This is a genomic window from Azospirillum sp. UENF 211521 (assembly GCF_058780535.1).
In genome coordinates this window covers 103016-118638 of the sequence record NZ_JBSNCF010000003.1, presented here as the reverse complement: position 1 = coordinate 118638, position 15623 = coordinate 103016, and the positions used below count along the sequence as shown (strand labels likewise).

Here is a 15623-nt window from a genome sequence, read left to right as displayed (position 1 = left end):
ATATGTTGGTATGCTTTTCACGCCGCGCTTTCTCCCCTGGCGAGCGCACGGCTTGGCGGCGTCAACCATTTGCGTGCAAAACACCGCACACCGATGTCACAGGTCCGGAACGCCGTGACCATGCCGGTGCTCGCCACTGAGGACGCGGACTGTCTGACCGCGTCACCAAGGAACCAGCGTCAGGACGCTCCGCCCTGCTGCATCTGGGCCGGCAGAATCTGCGGCGGCAGATGCCGGATTCCCGGATGACCGGGCGGAAGCCAGATCAGTTCCAGGGACGGCGACGTCTTCGCCAGAAGATCGAAGCCGAGCCGATGGTAAAACCAGTGGACGCGGGTCTCCACCTCGGCCACCGACAAGGTGATCGGCATGCGCATTTGTGCCGCGGTCCCTTGGAAGCTGCGCAGCAGATCGGTGCCGATGCCCTTGCCGCGGGCCAGACGGTGGATCTCCACCTCCGACACGCGCCAGTCGTAGCGGCCGAGATCCATGACGATCCGCCCCACCGGCTGGCCCGTCTTCTCGACGACGAAATCCAGATGCTCCGGATAGCGGGATTCCTGCCCCATGCGCCGGGCGCTGTACTGCTGTTCGTAAAGCGTCCGGATGAAGTCACGGTCATGGTGCGCCTTGGCCAGCCAGGGGCGCGCGTCCATGAACAGGCCCATCAGGAAATCCTCGTCCGATGGGCGGGGAACCGCACCGTCAATCCGCCAAGCAGCGGCAGCGACCCATTCAGAGCAGCCATCGGCCACACCCCTTCCGGTAGCACAAGCGTGCGCCCTGAATAGCTGAAGATGCGGTCCCGACGCAGAGAATCGCCACCATGGACCATCGGCGCGACGATGGCTGAACGAGTTCGTCCGCCCCCGCCGCGCGCGCCTGCCCGGCGCGCGCGGCCCAGCGACCATGTTCCGCAACGGCTCGACACCGTCGGCGCTCCACCGCCAATTCGATGGCTGGCAAATGCATACGGCAATATGCAACCGAAGGGTTTTATTACAATGATTGTAACCGGAAAAATGTCATTTTGTATCGCCTATTGCTCGCGCCTTAGCCTATTAGGAGAATATGTCGGTATGTTTTCCATCACATTCGGCGGCGTGGCGCGTCGTTGGTGAGACGCTGGCCGAAGGCCGCCGCAACCGGTTTCATAAAACAGGAGGTGTCGTCATGGAAGTCTACCTCGGCCTGGTTTTCCCGTTCACCGGCGCCTATGCCCCCCAGTACACGGCCCAGTGCCTGGGCCAGCAGATGCAGGTCGGCCAGAACCAAGCCCTGTTCGCGGTCACCGGCGCGATGTACGGCGGCAACGGCACGACCAACTTCAACCTGCCGGACCTGCGCGGCCGCGTGATGGTCGGTTCGGGCACCAGCCCCTACCTCAACAACCAGACGCTCAACCCGGGGAACTTCGGCGGCGTCGCGAACAACACGCTCACCCAGCAGAATCTGCCGGCGCACATCCACGCCGCGACCTTCTCGCCGGTCGGCAGCAGCACCAGCGCGACCGTCACCGCCGCCGCGGCCATCCCGGTGAGCACCGTCGTCGGCGCCAGCAGCACCCCGGCGGGCGGCAACAACTATCTCGGCGCCCTCCGGCTCAACGACACCGCCGGCGCCGGCATCGAGCTGGAGGGTCCCTACAGCTCCGGCACCGCGCCGAACGGTTCGGCCCTGGTCGGTTCGGCCACCGGCACCGTCACGATGGGCGGACTGACGGGCACGGTCAGCATTTCAGCGGGTGGCGGCGTCACCAACCCGTCTCCGGTGAACAACATGCAACCCTATCTGGCCCTGACCATGCTGATCGTCACCAGCGGCATCTTCCCGATGCGCGACTGATCGGGGGGCACTCCCCGATCGTCGACCACCGGATGGACGGATGCGGCGCTTCGGCTTTGTATGCCCGGATCGACCGCCGCACTTCAAGACCCTGAGCCCGGACTTTTGAGATGACCATCGACATCGCCTCCATCTCCCACGAGATGTTCGCCCCGCATCTCGGCCAGACGTTCCGTTTCGTGGCCCCGGAGGACGGGTCCGTGATCACGGAGGTCGAACTGACGAAGCTGACGCCGCGGCCGGAATGCACGCCGCGCTGGGCGAAACGCACGTCCTTTTCGGCTCTGTTCGAAACCTACGGCACCAGCCAGCTGTGGAACGGCTATTTCCAGATCGACCATCCGACGATGGGATTGCTGGGCCCCTTCTACATCGTGCGGATCATTCCGCGCGACCCCGGGCGGGGCTGCTTCGAGCTGGTCCTGAACTGAGTCCGGCCGCCGGTTCCTTCGCACACCATCGCGCACCGTCCGTCCCAGCGCATCGATTCCACCGGAGATTTCGCCATGGATTTCTACATAGGATCCGTCTTTCCATTCGCCGGCAGCTTCGCCCCCGTGAACACGCAGCAATGCCTGGGGCAACCGGTCAACTCGGCGCAGTTCCAAGCCCTGTGGGCGATCACGGCGGGGGCCTTCGGCAGCGGGCCGAACAACTCGACGTTCAACCTGCCGGACCTGCGCGGCCGCGTGATGGTGGGGCCGGGGACCAGCCCCTACACCAGCAGCACGATCAACACCGGCAACGCGGGCGGCTCGCAGTTCACGACGATCATCGGCAACAATCTGCCGGTGCACACCCACGGGGCCGCCTTCCAGGGCGGCAGCGCGGGCGGCACCGTTCCGTTCAGCGCGACGCTCACCGTACCGTTGAACCCCGCCGTCGGCACCGGCAACATCCCGTCCGCCATTCCCGCGGTGCTGGGCGGCCAGTTCGTCGACCCGAGCACCGACGTGAGCGTCGACGGCCCCTACATCCCGGCCTCCAGCCTGCCGACGCCGCCGACCGGAAGCTCGCTGACCGGCGCGCTCTCCTCGCAGGGCACGGTCAGCGGCGGCCCCACGGGCGCCACCGTGGCGGTGAGCCCGGGCGGCGGCGTCGTCTCAACCCCGGTCGCCCTTAACAACCTGCAGCCCTACCAGTCGCTGTTCTTCTTCATCTTCATGCTGGGCTATTTCCCGTCGCGTGATTGACGCGGAGCGCCCCGGTCCCTTCCGGTGGGCCGGGGCCCCTTCCCCGCAGGGCATCGGCCGCCCCCGTGCCGATGCGGTCCAGCAACTCGTCCAGAAGATCGGCGAAGCGCTCCCGCGCGGCACGCTCCATCAGGCTGTGATCGGCCCCGGCGAGGCGCTCCATCCACAGCCCGCCCATCCGGCGCAGCCGCCCGCCGTCCGTCCCGGCCTGCGCCTCCAGCTCGCCCAGCGTCACATCGCCCGCGCTGTGCACCATCAGCGTGCGGACTCCGCGGTCGGCCAACGCCTGGAAGGCGTGGAGCACATCGTCGCGGGCGTAGCCGCGCCCCGTCAGCCCGGCGCGCAACCGCCCCGCCCCGATGCGCAGGCGGCGGGCCGCGCGCTCCGACAGGCCGCGCGCCACGCGCGACGCCTTGCGATCCTGGCGCAGGATGGCCCGCCACACCGCCGGCTCGGTCAGCCGGGGCAGATAGGCGGCGGCCGGCTTCACCGCGCTCCCGATGGCCTCCTCCTGCGTCACTCCGTCCCCCAGCGCGAAGCGGCCCGGATTGACCAGCGCCAGCCCGACGACCCGCGGGTCGGCCAGCGCGACGCGCAGCGCCACCGCCGCCCCGGCGCAGAGCCCCACGGCCACGGCGGCGCCATGCCCCGCCGCCGCCAGCGCGCCCAACCCGGCCTGCGCATCCTCCACCATGTCGCGGCAATAGATCAGCCCGTCGCGGCGCCCCGGTTTCGACGCGCTGTCCCCCAGCCCGCCCAGGTCCATCCGCAGCGACGCGATCCCCCGCGCCGCCAGCCGGCGGGCCAGCCGCACCGACATGCGCCCGGTACCGCTGTGCGGCGTGGCGCCGCTGTTCAGCAGAAGCACGGCGGGACGGCCGGCGGGGGTCGCGGTGTCGGGTTCGCAGAGGATGCCGAACAGACCCGCGCCGGCACCGAAGCGGAGCGGGCGCTCCACCGCGCCGGCAAGGCGCAACCGGGGTTCGGGCGGGTGCGCGGTCAAAGCCGTTCCGGCGGGCGGCAAATCCGACGACAGCCAAGCCGCCGCCCGCGCGAAGGCCGAACAGTCTGAAGCGGCGTGCTGGGCGCTGGTCATCAGCCGCGCGTGCTCCGGGAAGGGCGCCTCCTCCACGGCGGACCCAAGCGCGCGGAACCGCTCCGCCACGGCGGCGGCGCGGCCCTCCGGTCGGTCAAGGATCAGCACGCGCGGCGCCGGGGCCTCGGTCAGCCGCGCAAGGTCGAGCCCACGCAACGCCTCCGCCGTCTCCAGGGTCAGGCGGAAGCCGGCGCTGTCAATCCCCTCCGGCCCCACCGCCGGCGGGGCGCCCGCCGGCCGGTCGGCAAGCAGAGCCACCGCCCGCAATTCCTGCAGGAAGGCGCGGCCCGAAGGAAAGGGGGAGAGCAGGACCAGGGCGTCCGCCGCCGCCCGGCGCGCCGCCGCCGCGGCGAGCAGCCCGCCAAGCCGCAACCCCACCAGGGCCACCTCCTCCACCCCCGCGACGGCGCGCAGGTGGTCGGCGGCGGCGCGGATGCCGTCGAGCCACGCCTCCAGCCGGGCCGGATCGTCCTCGTCGCCGGCGCTGTTTCCGGTGCCGGGATAATCGAAACGCAGAACCGGCAGCCCCGCCGCGGCCAGAGCCTGCGCAAAGCCGCGCCACGGCCGATGGGTGGCCAGCGCCTCACTGCCATAGGGCGCGCACAGCACGACGCCGCGCCGCCCGGCGGCCGGGTGCAGCCAGCCGAAACAGCCCTCGAACAGAACGGGTGCGGCAGGGTCGGATGTGAGCCGATCGGGTGTCATGCGGTCCACCGGTAGCGCGTCGGGTCCAGACCGTTCAACGCATGGACCTCGCCATCGGGCACCGCGGCGCCGGGATGGCGCTGGATCAACCGCAACCGACGTTCCTTCCCCGGCGGCAGATGGAACCACTCCTCCTCCCCCCGGAACCCGTCATCCTCGATGTGGACGGAACGGGCGAGGCGCCGGCTCGACAGGATCAGCGCCCAGCCCTCGTCCGTTCGCTCCACGCGGGCGCCGAGGCCCAGCTCCGCGCGCTCCATCCGCCCGCCTTGGAGAAAGTGGAAGGCGTCCGCCACCAGCGCTCCGGACCGCGGGTCGGACAGCGCCGCCACCACCGAGTCGTGGGTGGGCGGACCGAACCGGTAAGCACCGGTCAGATCGATGAAGCGGTCGGCGAGTGACGACGCCGGCATGGCGTGGGCGCTGCGCGGCGGCAGGGTGAGTGAGCGCTCGGCCCGCAGCACCGGGACCTCGCCCCGCCGCAGGGCGGTCAGGGTCAGCACCGCCTCCACAGGTTCCGCCGTCTCGTTCAGCAAGTGGATCGCCAGCCCGTTCACCCCCTCGTCGGTCAGCAGCACCTGCACCGGCCGGAAGGCGCGGTGCAGCGCGTGCCACGCCGCCTTCGGCACGCCCGCGGAATCGACCACGCCCCAGCCGGCCCCCGGCCAGACGTCCTGGAACATCCAGACCAGCCCGCCCGCGCAGGAGGAACCGGCACGCCGCCATTCCGCGAAGACGGCCTCCATGACCTCACCGGTCACGGCGCGCGACAGCCGCGCGTAGCGGTCGGGGTCCTCGTAGCGCAGGATCATGGGATCGCCGCCGTGCAGCGTCCGCAAGTAATGGTCCCGCACATCCTCGAAATCCCACGGGGCGCCGGGGTCGCGCGGCACGCGCGCCTTCCAGCGCGGGTCGTGGACCGCCGGCACGCCGGGCAACGCCCCGGCCGCTGGCATGTTGGCGAAGGCGAGGCACTCGGAGGCGAAGCGCACCCCCGCCCGGCGGGCGTCCTCCAGCGGGCGCAAATAGGCGCCGACGCCGTAATAATGGGTCACCCCCGCGTCGGCGGCAAAGGGCAGCGGCCCGCCGGTCGGGGAGTTGGCGATGTAGGGCACGTCGGGCCGCCCCCGCTCCGCCTCGGCCCGCAGGACGCTGTCGAACAGGGGCTGGCTCCAGCGCTCGCGCGGCAGGCCGAGCATGGCCGCCTGCTGCTCCGCCTCGCTGCCGCCGCACAGCACGGCCAGCGACGGCGACGCCTGGACCCGGTCGAGGAATTGCGCCGCCTCTTGCCGCACGCCGTCGAGGAACGGCTCGTCGGCCGGATAGTCGAAATTGGCGAACATGAAGTCCTGCCAGAGGAGTATGCCCATCTCGTCGCACAGGTCGAAGAAGGCATCCGCCTCGTAGGCGGCGATGCCCGGCACCCGCAGCATGGTCACGCCGGCCTGCCGTGCCAGCTCCAGCCAGGGAGCGTAGGCGTCCCGCGTTCCCGGCAGGGCCACAATGTCCGGGCTGCTCCAGCAGGCGCCGCGGCAGAAAACCCGCTCCCCGTTGATGCGCAGGGCGAAGCCGTCGCCGGGCTCGCGCTCGATGCGGCGGAAGCCGGTGCGACCGAGGCCGACGCGCGCGTCGCCGACCGACGCGCGCACGGCGTGGAGCGTCGGCTTGCCGTGGCTGTGCGGCCACCAGGGCTCGATCTCCGGCAGACGGAGTTCACCGCTCAGCTCCCCCTGCCCGGTCCAGCGGAGCGGAGCGCGCGCCTCTCCCACCTCCAGCCAGCCCGGCGGCCGAGCGGAGCCGCCCCAATCCGCCGCCAGCGTCAGGGACAGGCGCCCGTCCCGCCCCTCCAGCGTGGCCCGCAGGTCCGCCGAGCGGACGCGCAACGGTCCATCCTCCGTGATCAGCTCCACCGGGCGCCAGGGGCCGACCACCGGCACGGGCGGGCACCAGCCGGGCATGTGCCCCAGCAGCGTCGTCCGCACGGCGCGCAGACCCGCCGGCTCGGCCAGCCGGACCGGCCAGCGCCCGCGCCCATTTCGTCCCTTCAGCACCGGGTTCAGGGCGCGGAAGACGAGGCGCAGCGCGTGCGTCCCGCGCAGCGTCACCGGAACGTCGTGGCTCTGGAACATGCTGTCGCTGGACAGGATGCGCTTTCCGTCCAGCCAGACCTCCGTGACGGTGGCGAGGCCGTGGAAGCGCAGCGTGCAGGCCCCCTCACCGGTCAGCCGCAACCGGTACCAGACGTCGCGGTCGTGCAGGGGCAGCGGATCACCCAGCCGGTAGAGCCCGGCCGCGCGCAGCGCCTGGGCGACGGTGCCCGGCACCGGGGCGGGCAGCCAGTCGCCGCCGGGCACCGCTCCCGGCTCGGTCACGCACAGCTCCCAGCCCTCGGACAGGGGCGTCACGCAGCGGCCCGTCACGGCGTGGAGGCGCGCCATCCTCCGTCACCCGCAGCTACGGGCCAGCGCGCCGAGCGCGCGGTCGTAGGCGCGCTCCATCGCCTCCAGCGGCTCCGCGTGATCGCCGAAGCGCCGCCGGTGCACGCCGCGCGCGAGCTGGAACTGGAGCGCCTTGGCGGTCGCGGAAAGGGTGGCGCAGGCCTCCGCCGCGTCCGCCGGCCCGCCGATCCAGCGCGCATACATCCCCAGAAGCTCGAAGTTCGCCCCGACCTGCCGCAGCGTGTTGAAGGCGTAGAGGTGGAAATAGTCCATCGGCCGGGCGGCCAGAACCTCCAGCTGCTCCGGCAGCGCGGCGCGGAAGGCGGCGATGGGGTTGCCCGCCGGACGGCGGCGCAGATGGTCGGACAACAGGGCGCGTGACGCCTCGATCAAAGTGTCCCCTGCCAGGGCCGGGCCGCCGCGCTTCACGAACTCCACGTAGGGGAACAGCGGTGCCGGGGCGAACAGGCCGTCGTAGTCCTCCCCCTCCAGCGTGAAGCGCCCGGCGTTGTGGATGTAATCGAGCCGTCGCGCGCCCGCGTCCAGGCCGAGGATCGCGATGGTCGTCTTGACGTGCTGCGCGCGGTAGGAGGTCCCCCGCGTGTCCGGCAGATGAAAGCCGTCGACCTCGACCAGCACCGGACGACCGCGCGCCACCTGCACCGCCGCGTGGGTCTCCACCCGGTCGTAGAGGGCGAGTTCCTGCACCTCCAGCCCGTAGAGGCGGCGCAGGTCTTCCAACGGCACCTTGAAGAAGGTGAACTGGTCGCCCTCGAAATCCTGGGCGACGGTGAAGGCCAGGGCGGCCATCGGCTCCATCCCAAGCGCCCGCAGCAGCCCGAGCCACAGATCGGTGTAGCAGTTGGTCTCCGCCCAGTCGCGGTCCGGCCTGTCGAGCGGATGCGCCATGCCCGGCCTCCCCTGCCCGCTCAGCCCCACAGGACGGCGCGCACCGCGGCGGGCCACGCCTTCACGTCCAGGCCGTGATGGCGGAACAGCGCCAGCGCCACCCGCTCCATCCCGAAGCCGACGCAGGCCGTGTGGGCGACCGCCCCATCGGGCGTCCGCAGGTCCCAGAGCAGCCCGAAATGGTCCTGGTGGTAATTGAAGCTGAGGCAGGCGGTCGGCTGGTCCGCCGACGCGATGGGGATCAGCAACTCGAACTTCAGCCCCTGGTCGCGCTGGCTGGCCGCCAGCATCCGCCCGGCCCGCCCGAAAAAGGGGTCGTTCGCCAGATCGACGGCCACCGGCAGGGCCAGCGATTCCATCAGCGCCCGTCCCCGCTCCACCCAGCTTTGCCGGAACTCCATCACCTGCTCCGGCGTGCCGGCGCGCACATACTCGCGCATCCGGAACAGCTGCATCCGCGCCGGGTCCAGCGACGGCTCGTGGCGGAAGCAATAGGAATAGACATCGACCAGCGCGCCTTCGGCGGCCAGCGGCCCGCGCTCGGCGATGGTCGGATAGACGGGGTAGCAGGCGGCAGGGGTCAGGACGACGTTGGTCGCCATCTGGGAGTCGGTCCACTCCTCCCCTTCCTCCAGCCGGCGCAACAGGGACTGGTGGGCGCGCTCGTCGCCCTTGAAGGCGTGAACCGTGCCGGCGAGGTGCGGAAAGCTTTTCAGATAGCCGCTCTGCTCGAACTGGTGGCGAGCCACCCCCGGGGGAAGCGCATGACGTCCGCCCCGTCGCCGCCGCCCCAGGTGGTGATCAGGTCGTTGAAGCGCTCCACCACGTCTTCGAAGACGCCGCTGCGGCCGTACAGCCCGTCGACGCCCGTGGGGATCAGCAGCCCGGCCGCGACCAGCGCGTCGCGGAACGCCGCCTGCCCATTCTCCACCGGTGTGCCTTCTGCCCGCATGTCCATCCGCCGCATTCCGTTCCGAAAAAGTCTCAGCCGAAGAGAGAGCCGTTGTCCCTGTGCGCCAGCAGCAGGTTCGCCGTGTTGCCCAGAATCCGGTCGTTGTTGATCATCAGCGGCGCCGAGTGCGCGTCGCGCAGGTGACGGCCCAGGCTGTGGGGACTTTCGTTGCGGTAGGCGGACAGCCCACCCGCCAACATCGCCTGCCCGACGATCCGGACCACCATCTCCGCCGCTTCGGTCTTCAGCGTGTTCATGGCGACGGCGAAGCCCAGGGCGGTGAGGCGGTCGGGATCGTCGGCCGCCTCCTCGAACCGGGCAAGCGCGCCGCGCACCATCCCGCGCATCGCCTGAAGCCCGGCGGTCGCCTCGGCCAGCCGGCGCGCGCCCGGCGGCGGGGTGCCGGGACGCTTGCGCGCCTCCGCCCGGATGAAGGCGGCGGCCCGCGCCACCGCGTCGGTCGCGATGCCCAGCCAGACGCTGCTCCACAGGATGTGGGTCACCGGCAGCATGGTCCGGGCGGAGATGTCGGCGTAGGGCAGCGGCAGGATCTGCGCCCGCTCGGCTTCCGCCACCAGACGGTAGCCGACGCTGCGGGTGCCGCGCATGCCCAGCGTGTCCCAGCCGCCGATCTCCTCCAACTGCGTTTGACCGCGCAGGACCGGCACGATGACCTGATCGGAGGGCGGCGAATCCGCCCCGCGCCGCGCCGTCACCAGGATCGCGTCGGCCTCCGCCCCGTAGGAGATGACCGTCGCCTGCTTCTCCAGCCGGAAGGCGCCACCGGGCTCTTCCCCGACGGCGCAGGCGCTGGAGCGAACGTCGCCGCCGATTCCGGCCTCGGTGGTGGCGGAGGCGAGCAGAAGCTGCTCCCCGGCCAGCCGCTCCAGAAAGCCGCGGTGCCAGGCGCTGTCCTGGCCGTGGCGGACGAGGCAGGCCACCTGGATCTGGTGCATGGCGTAGATCAGCCCGCTGGACGGGCATTTCTGCGCCAGGGCGTGGGCCACCGCCGCCACGTCGGCCAGACCACCCCCGCCGCCGCCGAAATCCCGCGGCACCATCAGGCCAAGGAGCCGCGCCTCCTTCAGGGCTGCGAAGGCTTCCGCGGGGAAGCGCGCCTCACGGTCGACGCTGTCGGCATGGCGTCCGGCGATGGCGGCGGCTTCCGCAGCGACCTCCGGGGCCATCGCCGCCGGACCGTCGGGCGCAGCCGCTCTCATCCAGCCCCCAAGCCGCCCGGCGCCCCGTCCAGCAGGCCGGCGACCGCCGCGCGGATCGCCGCGATGCTCTCGAACGTGCGACGGCGCAACAGATGCTCCGGGAACTCGACGCCGTAGCGCTCCTCCAGAGCCAGCATCAGGTTCACCGACCCGTGGGAGGTCAGACCGGCGGCGTAGAGGTCGTCCTCATCGGACAGGGTGGAGGCGTCGATGGCCAGCCAGCCGCTGTCGGCGAGAAGCGCCCGGATGTCGGCCGTGCTGACCGCCGAAGCATCGCCGCCCCGCGGCGCCGACCCAGCGGCGATCTGCCAATCCGGTTGGCGCATGCTCATTCCCCTTACCCCCTATTCAACCTCTGGCTTTTCCAACCCCGGCACAACGCCACAAAACCTTAATTGTTCTGCGCTTCACGCTGCTTTTCCGTATGCCCCGGATGCTTTTCGGATGCCAACCGCTCCTCTTGCTTAACACCTGTGGCGATTGCCGTTTCCCCGGACGGCTCTACCTTCTCCGGCGGTTCATCCAACACTCAAGGAATCGGGAGGTCACCATGGCTGTGCGGCAATCGGATGCGGAATGGCGGGGCAATCTGGCCCAGGGGTCGGGCACGATGCGGCTGGGCAGCGGTGCCTTCGAGGGCGCCTATTCCTTCCCGTCGCGCTTCGAGAACGGCACCGGCACCAATCCGGAGGAACTGATCGCCGCAGCCCACGCCGGCTGTTTCTCCATGGCGCTGTCCGCCGGGCTGTCGAAGGCCGGACACACGCCGACCCGCGTCCACACCACCGCCCGCGTCCATCTGGACAAGGCCGGCGAGGGCTTCGCCATCACCAGGATCGAACTGGATTGCGAGGCCGAGATCCCCGGCATCGACGCCGAGACCTTCCGGCAGCAGGCCGAGGGTGCGAAGAAAAACTGCCCGGTGTCCAAGGCGTTGACCGGAACCGAAATCACCCTGAACGCCCGGCTTCTCTGATCGCATCCGGCCCGGCGGGCTGCGAAGGCGCAGCGACCGCCGGGCCGGCACCGCTCCACCCATTAACCTCCGGTGCGGGAATTTGCCACATCGACACGGCCGAAGCGGGGCTGCGGTCCGATGTGAATACGGTTTTTGACAATTTTCTGCATTTTCAAATCAGCCCATTCTTGAAATCGTTAATTGAGAGCATGCCAACATACTGCATAACTTGGCTAAACCTGCGCACTCCCCAACGGACAAGACCCCACTCCAACTTTCATTGCGCAAGTATCCATAAATCCATCGCCTCTTTTCCTGCATAATTTAAATGATTTGGCAAAAAATAAATTTCGAATTCTCATACGTTTGTATATTTTATCTTGGCGGCAAAGCGACGCACCCGTTATGATCGAACGGTGTAAACCATTGGTCGTAACGCTTACGCCCCGCTCGCAAGGTGAATCGCCCATGCCGCCGTCGCCGTCTCCCCTCGAGTCGATCCGCCAAAGCCTGATGTCGGGCGGGCGCCTGCCGGCGGTGGTCGCCGCCCCCGTCGCGCTCGGCGTGTCGCTGGCCGCAAGTGCAGCGCCGATGGACACGCTGACGACGGTCCAGAACCAGACCTTCTATCCGACCGCCGGCAACATCCTCATCACCAGCACCGGCGGCGTCGTCGACAGCGGCACCGGCAACCAGTACACCGACCTGACCACCGGCGTGTGGGTCAAGTCGTCCGGCGGATGGACCCTGACCAACCAGGGCACGATCAAGATTTCGGTCGACACCAACTTTTATCAGGCCGACGGCATTTACGCTCAAACCTACGGCACCATCATCAATTCCGGATTGATCTCGGTGCCGAAGACCTACCACGGCATCCTCCTGGCGAACTCGGCGGGTTCGCTGACGTCGGTCATCGAAAACACCGGAACGATCATCGGCAATTGGTCCGCCATTGAAAGCTCCCACGCCCTCACCCTCACCAACGGGTCCCCGTCCAACAGCGCCGCTCTGATCAAAAACGTGCGGCCGGCGACGGACCCCATGCAGACGGATTATGCGGCGGTCTCAGCCGCCTCCATTTCCAAGCAGTCCACCGTCACCAACCACGGCACGATCATCGGCACCGGCGACGTGCTGTCTGTCACCGGCCCGTCGACCATCGTCAACCACGGCACCATCGCCGCCGGAAGCGGTTTCAGCGCGATCAAGACCTTCGGCTTCGGGACGGGCAGCTTCATCAACCTGAAGGACGGCAGCGTGCTGGTCGGCGGCATCCAGGCCGGAGGGCAGAACCAAGTCCTTCTTCTGGAGGGCGGCGGCACCCTGTCCGGACCGGTGTCCGGCCTGACCACCCTCAACGTCAACGGAACGGAGTGGACGCTGGGGGGTGCGAGTTCGGCCACGACCACGAATCTCCAGGCCGGCACGCTGCGCGTCAACGGCTCCCTCACCACCGGTCTGCAACTCAGCAGCGGAACGACGCTGACGGGCACCGGAACGGTCGTCGGCAACGTGACCAGCCTGTCCGGGACGACCGTGACCCCCGGCGGCTCCGGCGCGCCCGGCACCCTGACGGTTACCGGCAACTACACGCAGCAGAGCGACAGCACGCTGGCGATCCGGACGACCTCCTCCGCGGCCAGCAAGCTGGCCGTCACCGGCACCGCCACGATCGGCGGCGACCTGTCCGTCACCTCCACCGGCAGCGGCTACGGCGACAGCACGACCTACACCATTGTGACCGCAACGGGTGGTGTGTCCGGCGCCTTCACCGCGATCACCGGCAGCGACGCGACGCTGACCCCGACGGCCACCTTCGACACGGCGAACAACCGGATTCAGCTCACCCTGACCAAGGTGACGCCACAGCCTGAACCGGAGCCCGAGCCCGAGCCCGAGCCCGAGCCGGAGCCCAATCCGAACCCGAATCCCAACCCCGATCCCGGACCGACGCCGAACCCCGATCCCACGCCCACTCCGACGCCCACTCCGCCTCCAACGCCTCCGGCAACCGGCGTGATCGACACCAGCCGCCCCAGCTTCTCCAACAGCGACGGCGCGGTCCAGGGCAGCTCGGTCACCTTCGACGGCGGCACGCTGCGCCCGGCGTCGCCGCTGACCGTCGGCCAGTCGGTCACCGTGACCAGCCAGGGCGGCACCATCGCTCCCAACGGCAGCACCGTCACCCTGGCGGGCGCCGTCGGCGGCAGCGGCGCGCTGGCCGCCTCCGGTCCCGGCACGGTGGTCGTCTCCGGCCAGCTCGCCAACGCCGGCGGCCTGTCGGTGGGCGACGGCACGGCGCTGACCATCGCCAGCAGCGGCGTGGTCGCGGGCGGCACGCTGGCCCTGAACAACGGCGGCAGCGCCACGGTCGGCGGCGTCGTGGCCGTCCCGGTGACGGTGGCCCGCGGCGGCGCCATGACCGTCGTCGAGGGCGGCGGCGTCGGCGGCACCCTAGCGGTGGAGGGCGGCACCCTGACCGTCGCCGCCTATGGCGCGGTCAACGGTGCGGTCACCGTGACCTCCGGCGGCAGCGCCACCCTGGCCGGCGCCGTCATGGCCCCGGTCACGGTGGGCGACGGCACCGTCACTGTGGCCGCCACCGGCATCACCGGCGCGGTCAATGTGGGGAATGGCGGTTCGGCGACCGTGAATGGCGTGGTCTCCGGCTCGCTGACCACCAGCGCCGGCTCGACCTTCAGCGGCGGCGGCACCGTCCGCGGCCCGGCCACGCTGGCCGGCACCGTGTCGCCGGGCAATTCCCCCGGCGTGCTGACCTTCCAGTCCGCGGTGACCCTGACCGGCACCAGCGTCCTGAACGCCGAGATCGATGGCCCGACCGCCGGCTTCGGCGCCGGCAACCACGACCAGATCCGGGTGCAGGGGGCGTCCTTCACCGCCGCCGGCACGCTGGCTCCGGTGCTGCGCAGCATCAGCGGCGACGCGACCAACGCCTACACCGCCACGCTGGGCCAGAGCTTCACCATCGTCCAGGCGGATGGCGGCGTGACCGGCGGCTTCGCCGCGGTGACGCAGCCGGCGGCGGGGCTGGAGGCCGGCACCCGCTTCGACACGCTGTACGACGCCACCGCCGTCCGGTTGGTGGTCACGCCGACCAACTACGCGGTCCGCGGCGGCACGCGCAACCAGCAGGCCGCCGGCGCGGCGGTGGACGCGCTGCGTCCCGCCGCCGGGGAGCGGCTGGAGGGCGTCGCCGCCCCGCTGTTCAACGGCCTCTACGGCCTGCCGGGCAACGGCATCGCCGGGGCGCTCGACCAGCTCTCGGGCAAGCTGCACGCCGACACGCTGGCCGCCGACCGCACCAACCGCCGCCTGTTCGGCAGCGCGGTGGAAGGCCGCCTGTCGGCGCTGCGCGGAGGCGCGGCGTCCTCCTCCGGCGTCCGGCTGGCCGGCAGCGGCAACGGCACGAGCGCCGTCGGCGAGACGGGCGAGACCCGTGGCTCGGGCGGCGTGTGGGGCCAGCCGCTGGCGGCCTACAGCCGGACCGGCTCGGACGGCAACGCCGCCGGCACCACCGAGCGGATCGGCGGCTTCCTGCTGGGCGCCGACCACAGCTACGAGAACGGCGTGAGCGGCGGCGTGGCGCTCGGCTACCTGCGCAACCGTGTCACCTCGCGCGACGGGCTGGGCAAAGCCGACGTGGACAGCTATCAGGCGACGCTCTACGGCTCCTGGAGCCTGCGCGGCACGGCGGACAGCCCCTATGTCGAGGGCGCCATCGGCTACGGCTACGCCAACTACGACGCCTCGCGCGGCATCGCCTTCGGCACTCTGGGCCAGGGCGCCAGCGGCAGCGCGGACGGTCATGATTTCTCCGCCGAGATCGCCGCCGGGCACCGCATGGCCTTCGCCGGATCGGACAGCGCCTGGATCGAGCCGCGGGCCGGCCTGCGCTTCGACCGCATCACCCGCGAGGCCTTCCGCGAGTCCGGCGGCGGCGTGGCGCTGGACGTCGAGGCGGCGGGCTGGACCAGCCTGCGCAGCGCGGTCGGCGTGCGCGCCGGCACCAGCGTGACGGTGGGCGGCTGGCGCCTGCTGCCCAACGCCGCCCTGGCGTGGGAGCATGACTTCGCCGACGCCACCGCCTCCACCACCAACCGTCTGGGCGGGGTGGCCTTCACCGCCGACGCCAGCAAGCCGGGCCGCGACGCCCTGGTGATCGGCGCCGGGCTGGGCGTGGCTCTGGACGACCGTCTGACCGCCACCATCGGCGTTCAGGACGCGATCCGCGCCCGCGAGAACACGGTGTCGGCGACCGCCGGCCTGAAGTGGAAGCTGTGAAG

13 protein-coding genes are annotated in these 15623 nt (G+C 70.5%); 5 read left to right on the top strand and 8 right to left on the bottom strand.

All coding sequences use genetic code 11. From position 1 onward, the window contains the following. Positions 1-179 precede the first annotated feature (179 nt). Positions 180-668, bottom strand: a complete 489-nt coding sequence (locus ACWPN5_RS25475; protein WP_492298142.1) for a GNAT family N-acetyltransferase — start codon at positions 666-668, stop codon at positions 180-182. Positions 669-1173: 505 nt separating this feature from the next. Here ACWPN5_RS25475 and ACWPN5_RS25470 point away from each other — a divergent pair. From ACWPN5_RS25470 to ACWPN5_RS25460, 3 genes are all read left to right on the top strand, one after another. After that, entirely contained in the window at positions 1174-1845 is a 672-nt protein-coding gene (locus tag ACWPN5_RS25470) for a phage tail protein (protein ID WP_492298140.1), read from the top strand. Positions 1846-1955: 110 nt separating this feature from the next. Next, positions 1956-2276: a DUF6916 family protein gene (locus ACWPN5_RS25465; protein ID WP_145688012.1), complete on the top strand. Its 321-nt coding sequence runs from the start codon at positions 1956-1958 to the stop codon at positions 2274-2276. Between the two features lie 75 nt (positions 2277-2351). After that, positions 2352-3038: a phage tail protein gene (locus ACWPN5_RS25460; protein ID WP_492298138.1), complete on the top strand. Its 687-nt coding sequence runs from the start codon at positions 2352-2354 to the stop codon at positions 3036-3038. On the opposite strand, the gene ACWPN5_RS25455 is transcribed toward ACWPN5_RS25460, so the two are convergent. Genes ACWPN5_RS25455 through ACWPN5_RS25425 form a run of 7 tightly spaced genes read right to left on the bottom strand, consistent with a single transcriptional unit; the run spans position 3007 to position 10690 of the window. Beyond that, positions 3007-4839 (bottom strand): alpha/beta fold hydrolase, encoded by a 1833-nt coding sequence (locus ACWPN5_RS25455; protein WP_492298136.1) that lies wholly within the window; start codon positions 4837-4839, stop codon positions 3007-3009. The genes ACWPN5_RS25460 and ACWPN5_RS25455 overlap by 32 nt on opposite strands. Then, positions 4836-7277: a glycoside hydrolase family 2 protein gene (locus ACWPN5_RS25450; RefSeq protein WP_492298135.1), complete on the bottom strand. Its 2442-nt coding sequence runs from the start codon at positions 7275-7277 to the stop codon at positions 4836-4838. Before ACWPN5_RS25450 ends, ACWPN5_RS25455 begins: the two co-directional genes overlap by 4 nt. Before the next feature lie 6 nt (positions 7278-7283). Then, the gene (locus ACWPN5_RS25445; protein ID WP_492298134.1) at positions 7284-8186 is read right to left on the bottom strand and encodes a DUF1839 family protein; all 903 of its coding nucleotides are present in this window, start codon (positions 8184-8186) and stop codon (positions 7284-7286) included. A gap of 20 nt (positions 8187-8206) precedes the next feature. Continuing rightward, on the bottom strand, positions 8207-8935 hold the full coding sequence (locus ACWPN5_RS25440) for an amino acid--[acyl-carrier-protein] ligase (protein ID WP_492298132.1): 729 nt from the start codon (positions 8933-8935) through the stop codon (positions 8207-8209). Continuing rightward, complete coding sequence (locus ACWPN5_RS25435; protein ID WP_492298131.1) at positions 8899-9144, bottom strand: hypothetical protein; 246 nt, start codon at positions 9142-9144, stop codon at positions 8899-8901. Before ACWPN5_RS25435 ends, ACWPN5_RS25440 begins: the two co-directional genes overlap by 37 nt. Before the next feature lie 26 nt (positions 9145-9170). Beyond that, positions 9171-10358 (bottom strand): acyl-CoA dehydrogenase family protein, encoded by a 1188-nt coding sequence (locus ACWPN5_RS25430; RefSeq protein ID WP_492298129.1) that lies wholly within the window; start codon positions 10356-10358, stop codon positions 9171-9173. Beyond that, the gene (locus tag ACWPN5_RS25425; RefSeq protein WP_282186908.1) at positions 10355-10690 is read right to left on the bottom strand and encodes an acyl carrier protein; all 336 of its coding nucleotides are present in this window, start codon (positions 10688-10690) and stop codon (positions 10355-10357) included. Before ACWPN5_RS25425 ends, ACWPN5_RS25430 begins: the two co-directional genes overlap by 4 nt. Positions 10691-10908: 218 nt before the next feature. Here ACWPN5_RS25425 and ACWPN5_RS25420 point away from each other — a divergent pair, with 218 nt between their 5' ends. Continuing rightward, complete coding sequence (locus ACWPN5_RS25420; protein WP_200477530.1) at positions 10909-11334, top strand: OsmC family protein; 426 nt, start codon at positions 10909-10911, stop codon at positions 11332-11334. 450 nt (positions 11335-11784) lie between these two features. After that, a complete protein-coding gene (locus ACWPN5_RS25415) occupies positions 11785-15621 on the top strand; it encodes an autotransporter domain-containing protein (protein WP_492298126.1) in 3837 nt (1278 codons plus the stop codon). Positions 15622-15623: the final 2 nt, after the last annotated feature.